The organism is Caballeronia arationis (assembly GCF_001544975.2).
Lineage (GTDB): Bacteria > Pseudomonadota > Gammaproteobacteria > Burkholderiales > Burkholderiaceae > Caballeronia > Caballeronia arationis.
Genome location: NZ_FCOG02000239.1, coordinates 1 through 5,587, shown reverse-complemented (window position 1 = coordinate 5,587; position 5,587 = coordinate 1). Strand labels below are relative to the sequence as shown.

The following is a 5,587-nucleotide window of genomic DNA, read 5'->3' as shown; positions in this document are numbered from 1 at the left end:
AGGAACCTTGCTCGCACCTCCTACAACTGCCTGAGTTCGAAAAGTACAAGGCCACCTGATGAACGCCCCGAGGCGTCCACGGACAAAACCCAATTTTGCAGGTCCGACTATTTAGGCGTGGGAACATTCCCAGAAATTCTGATTGCATTCGCCACCACTGCTGACGCGCTTTGTGCCTGTACAAACTGGGCAAACTTCAAATCCGGACATGCCCTTAAGAAAGGGCTAATCCACTGACCAACATGGTCCATGCGAACGGCTCGTGCGGTGTCGCGCGCGCCGTCGCTAGACGACCCTATCGACCTTCAGCGCTGGATAAACGACGCCATAGCTGGCGCCGGCGCATCACCAGACCCATATGGAGCGCAGCGAAGGTCAGACCCGACGCGATTTAACGCGCGGTCGAGTGCGTCTGCGACGCGCCCGACGTCCGGTTCGAACATCATGGCGACGTGATCGCTATCCACCTCCGCGACGTCGAGCCCCCCGCGCGCAAGCCGTTGCCATAGCGGCAAGGGATCACCGCGCCCTTCAGCCAACCTCGCCGCACGCACATACAGCACGCGGCCGTCGTACGCCCGCGGTCGATAGACCGTCATCGCTAGTCGCATTGCCTCACGCACGCGCATGAGAACAGGGGGCAAACCCGCGTTGTTGGCTTCCGGCCGACGGGCCGTGCGCCCGACCCGAAGACGGACTCTGTCCGCACCGGCTCCGAGCTTCATGCCGACGTAAGCGACGCGCTGAGCGAGCGACATCGTTCGAAGCGCGCGACGTTGCCGGCCAATATAGCCGTACTGGTGCCGCAGCCACGCTAACCACGGCAGGCAGCGCTCATGGACGTATGTGTCGAGCAAGCAGACCAATTCGACGGGTTCACCTGCGGCCCGCAACTGCTGCCCGATTTCCAACGCGACTAGTCCTCCGAAAGAGTAACCTGACACGCAATATGGGCCTTCCGGTTGCACGGTGCGCATCATTTGAATGTAGCTCGTCGCCATCTCTTCCACACGCTGCTGTGCCGGTTTTTCGCCATCGAGTCCCAGAGCCTGCAGCCCAAAGACGCGACGGCCGCTGCGTAGCGCTCTCACGAGCCTCCAGGACTCCATCACCGAGCCTGTCATGCTGTGAACCATAAATATTGGATCACCGACGCCATCCCGCATCGGGACGAGCATCGGCGACGATGCTGGCGGGTCTGACGCCTGGATCACCGCAGCCAACTGAGCGATGGTGGGCGCAGTGAGAAGCGTCGCGAGCGGGAGATTCCGCCCCGTCGACCGCCCAACCTCCTGCAAAAGGGCTACCGCGAGAAGAGAATGTCCCCCAAGTTCAAAGAAATTATCGTCGCGTTCGATTGGCTCGAACCCGAAAAGGCTTTGCCAAAGTGTCTGCAAGTCACGTTCAAGTTCCCCAATTGCTCTGCCGACGAGTGGCGCTGCGCTTTTTTTCGCTGCGGTCAGCGCCGGGTGATTGCGGATTGCATCAAGGCACTCGGGATTGAGCAGAGCGCCGCTGTTACTGACAACCTGGTCGTTTACGGCCGCTCTCGCAGCTGCCTCGGAAAGCTTACCGTTGTGAGTTACGGGCAACGCGTCAAGCGCGATGATGATGTCCGGTACATGCGCCGGCGATGCGCGGCGGGATAGTTCCAGCCGGATCTTCGCCGCCAGGGTACTTGTCATTTCCAGCGTTGGCTGCAACGTGAGCAGCAACACCATACGTTGCTCCGACCAGCCGACAAGCTGCGTTTCAGGCCTCGACGTTCCATATCGCTTCTGGACGACCAGGGCCTCACGAATACCCTCAATCTCGCCGAGCACGCTGTAAATCTCTGCCGGACCGATGTTGATGCCGCGCACGTTCAATACGCCGTCGCAGCGTCCGTGAAGCCGCACACCTCCCTCGCGCGTGGTCTCAATCAGATCGCCATGCGTCCAGACGCCCGGATTATCGGCGAAATACGCAGCATGAAATGCGGCGCCAGATTTATCGCCAAATAAACCGAGCGGGCGGGACGGAAACGGGTTGGTGCATATCAGCTGTCCGATCCCGACGGCGTTAGCCTCGCCCGGTTGCGCTTGAACGTCGAGGGCAAGACTTTTGCAGGGCGCTTGTCCCGCATGCACCGGAAGGTTGGGGTTACCAAGCACAAAGCATCCTAGAATGTCGGTGCCTCCCGATATGGTCCAGATTGCTACCTGCTTGACGTGCTTGCGTATCCAATGGAACTGCGCGTCGTAAAGCACGGCGCCGGTCGAAACCACGGCACGAAGGGTCGTAAGATCGCACTCAACCCCTGGCAAAAGCCCGGCATCCTCGGACATCTTCAGATAGGCGGGACTGGTGCCGAACACAGTCACACGCTCATCGGCAACCAGCCGCCACAAGGTATCGACCGATGCAATCGGCCCGTCGTAGGTCATCACTTCGACGCCCGAAGCGAGCGCGGACAATTGCCAGTTCCACATCATCCACGCGCAACTCGTATGGAAGTACATTTTGTCGCCGACGCGTAGGTCACAGTGCAACCGATGTTCCTTGAGGTGCTCAAGCAGCACACCGCCCGCACTGTGAACGATGCACTTTGGTTTTCCCGTCGTTCCCGACGAGAACGTGATGAAGAGCGGATGGTCAAAGCCAAATTTCTTCCATTCGAATTCTCTACGGCCGCCACTTTCGATCAGGTCGTCGAGCGAATGGCTGCAACGCTCGACCGTGACCGGAAAGGAGCCATCGCCGTCGAGGCTAACGACAGCTTCTAATGAAGGAAGCCCCGACGCCAGTATCGTGATATTGGATTCCAACGAGGGGCCTCCGCCCAAACCTTGACTGGTCGTGTGAGCGAACAGCAGGCGCGGTGAAAGCGGTGCGAAGCGGTCGGTGATCGCCGAAGCGCCCATTTCTGGCGCAGCGGTCGCAAGGGTCGCTCCAATCGCAGTTACGGCGAGCGCGACGAACAGGGCCTTCTCGTCGTTGCGCATTACGCCCACGACACAATCGCCCTCCCCGACGCCTAGCTCCCTGAGCGCGTTACCCAGACGTTCAACCTTTTCGCGCAACTCACCCCGCGTGAGGCGCACACGTCGTCCGTCTGCATGGATGGCAGTAATTGCTCCCGCGTCCGCACCGGCATTCGATAGGCCAAGAAGATTAGCCGCATAATTAAGTCTCAATCCGGGGAAGAACCGTGCGGTCTCGCATTCGTCGCCTACGCAAACTGGCGTCAGCGAGCCGCACCAGTCAAGACCCGGCGTCCATTCAACGAAGCACCGCCAAAAAGTTCGAAATTCGCCAACGGAAAATGCGTGCATTGACGCATGATCATTAAAAACCCGTCCGCTTGCAGCCTGTAATGCCGCCGCAAACGAGGTCATCTGTGAGGCCTCGATATCTCGGGGTTGTGGTTGATATACAGCCTCAGGCGTTACAAACGTACGTAAAACGTTAGGAGGTTGTAACCGTGTCATATGTATTCCTTATTAACGTTCGCACACCACAAACGCGATTGTCACCAGCGCTGCTTTATTGGAGTTCGTGATCCTTTCGGCGGAGACCGTTTCTCCGATAGCATCGCAATCGTTTGCCAACCGAGATTATTGGCGTCATTAAGTCGATTCTGTTCGCGACCGCACAGACCGAGAATCCACTGAAAAAAGAAAGGATTGCGCTGCGCCTGCTTCTTTTTGCGGGCTCATCACGTTGCGCTTGGGGCCGTAGTGCTTGTATAACGTGGTGCGGCACGAACCGACGCGGCGGGTTATGGGCCATCAGTAAAGCCAAGCGGTGCAAACGAGGCCGGCCCGACAATCCGGCCGCCGCGGCGAACCGATTCCAGCGTTTGACGAACTCCTGATGACTTCGCAGTCGAAGTGACGCCCTTTGAACAGCGCCCGTCTGTGTCGTTGAGCTTGCTCATTGGCTCGTGCTCGTTAAAAGATCGAGCGTATCGGACCGACGCATCGGAATTGCACCAGAAACGCTGACGCTCAGTCATCGCAGCCCTGCTCACCGTCCGATGCCAACGGCGACTTCGGCGGCTTCGGCCTGAACTCTCGCAACTCGGCCCGTGCCTGCGCCAAGAACACCTCGGGCCAGGTGCCGCACAGGATCTCGAACGGGATGCGTGCATCAAGCAAGCGCGCCGCGAGCCGTACGTCATCGGGCCGCGCACCCCACAGCGCCCGCTGCACCAGCACTACGGCGCCGCATTCCGCGATGTTGTCGAGCACCGGCGTGAAGTCGGGATAGTTTATTACCGCCGAACCATAGATCTGCGCTAGCGCGGTCAAAACAGCCAGCTCAATGCGAGTCGGCTTGACCGGCTGCGGCACCGGTCGCTCTTCCACAATGTGGCTCGCTGCGCCTGCACGGCGCCGCCGTGTGATGGCCCGGTCGAGCTCGAGCACGATCCGCGCGACCCCCGCATCGGAGAACGCGTCCGCTTCGTCGTCAGCCGCAAAATCTTCTGCCACGCGGCGCCCCACTCTCTTGTGATCGCCAATAACCAAATTTTACCCTCAAACCAAAATTCCGATAAAAGACCGTGACTAAGAATTCAATCAATTAATAGAGAGGCGAGGCTGCTACCGTAGCCGCGTTATCACCATCGTCTTGCGGGTTCTGGTGCAGTTTCGGAGCGGACATGGGTCGTACCCTCGAGTTCTTTCGACTCGAACCCGCCATGAGTACATGCAGAGACATCGATTGGTTGTTCCACGGTCGCCACTTCTTCGACCACGAGATCATCGTCCTGTAACAACGACCATGCGTTGGGTTAAGCGCTTCAAGCCCGAATTCGTCAAGCGTTGGAATCGCTTTGCCGTGGCAGCGGGTCAGTCTTGGCGGGTCGATGAGACGTACGTGAAGATCCGAGGAAAATGGGCGTACCTCTACCGCGCGATTGATCGAGCGGGCAAAACGGTCGATTTCCGGCTCAGCGGCAGTCGTGACGTCGCTGCAGCCAGAGCCTTTTTTTTCGAAGGCAATCAAGAGTCAAGGGCTTGTTCCGAAAACGATCACGCTGGATGGCTACGCGGCATCTCATCGCGCGGTATGCGAAATGAAGATTGACGAGTTGCTGCCGGAGGAGACGGCAGCGCGATCGTCGAAGTACTTGACCAACTTGAACCATTGCAAAATCAAGTCCAGAGTCAATGCGATGCTCGGCTTCAAACACTGCAGGAATGCAGTAGCTACGATCGCTTGGATCGAACTGATGTATCGCATTCGAAAAGGCCAGTTCGAGTCGCCAAGCATGCGCCTCAGATACAACCGCGCCTGCTGTTTGGACGGCCGTTGTTTCAACGCGATGATGTGACGCCGAGCACGCCATTCTTCAGTCTTGCACTCAATGTGCACCGGAGCCCGTTTGCTGCTGATGCTTCACGAACCAGTCTTTCAAATTGAGCCGAGCTTGGGATACAGCCTGAGCGAATGGCACTCCCCAGGTCGGAAGAGCTGAGTAAATGCCCAAGCTCGGCCACGAATTGACCGCACTCTTTCGCGCGAGAAGGCGAGACGAATAGGATACGAGAGGCCTATCGAGGTAAGTCGGGTGGGCGCCGTAGCTATCGATGAACGGCCA

At 58.5% G+C, this 5,587-nt stretch carries 3 protein-coding genes and 1 pseudogene; 2 read left to right on the top strand and 2 right to left on the bottom strand.

All coding sequences use genetic code 11. The features are described 5' to 3' along the window. Window positions 1-237, top strand: a 237-nt coding sequence (locus AWB81_RS47785) for a hypothetical protein (protein ID WP_235026165.1), incomplete at its 5' end; no start/stop codon positions are given. A 68-nt stretch (window positions 238-305) separates the two neighbouring features. On the opposite strand, the gene AWB81_RS39970 is transcribed toward AWB81_RS47785, so the two are convergent. Both AWB81_RS39970 and AWB81_RS39965 read right to left on the bottom strand, forming a co-directional pair. After that, window positions 306-3,470, bottom strand: coding sequence for an acetoacetate--CoA ligase (locus AWB81_RS39970; RefSeq protein ID WP_087135538.1), 3,165 nt, complete (start codon window positions 3,468-3,470; stop codon window positions 306-308). Window positions 3,471-3,989: 519 nt separating this feature from the next. Then, window positions 3,990-4,475 carry a hypothetical protein gene (locus AWB81_RS39965; protein WP_062643847.1) on the bottom strand — a complete coding sequence of 162 codons (486 nt, stop codon included), beginning with the start codon at window positions 4,473-4,475 and terminating at the stop codon, window positions 3,990-3,992. 209 nt (window positions 4,476-4,684) lie between these two features. On the opposite strand from AWB81_RS39965, the pseudogene AWB81_RS49240 reads away from it, so the two are divergent. Beyond that, window positions 4,685-5,315: pseudogene (locus AWB81_RS49240) on the top strand (IS6 family transposase). Window positions 5,316-5,587 lie beyond the last annotated feature (272 nt).

Excerpts from the sequence above, each read along its gene's own strand:
- AWB81_RS39970 (WP_087135538.1), bottom strand. The coding sequence starts at position 3,470 with ATGACACGGTTACAACCTCCTAACGTTTTACGTACGTTTGTAACGCCT.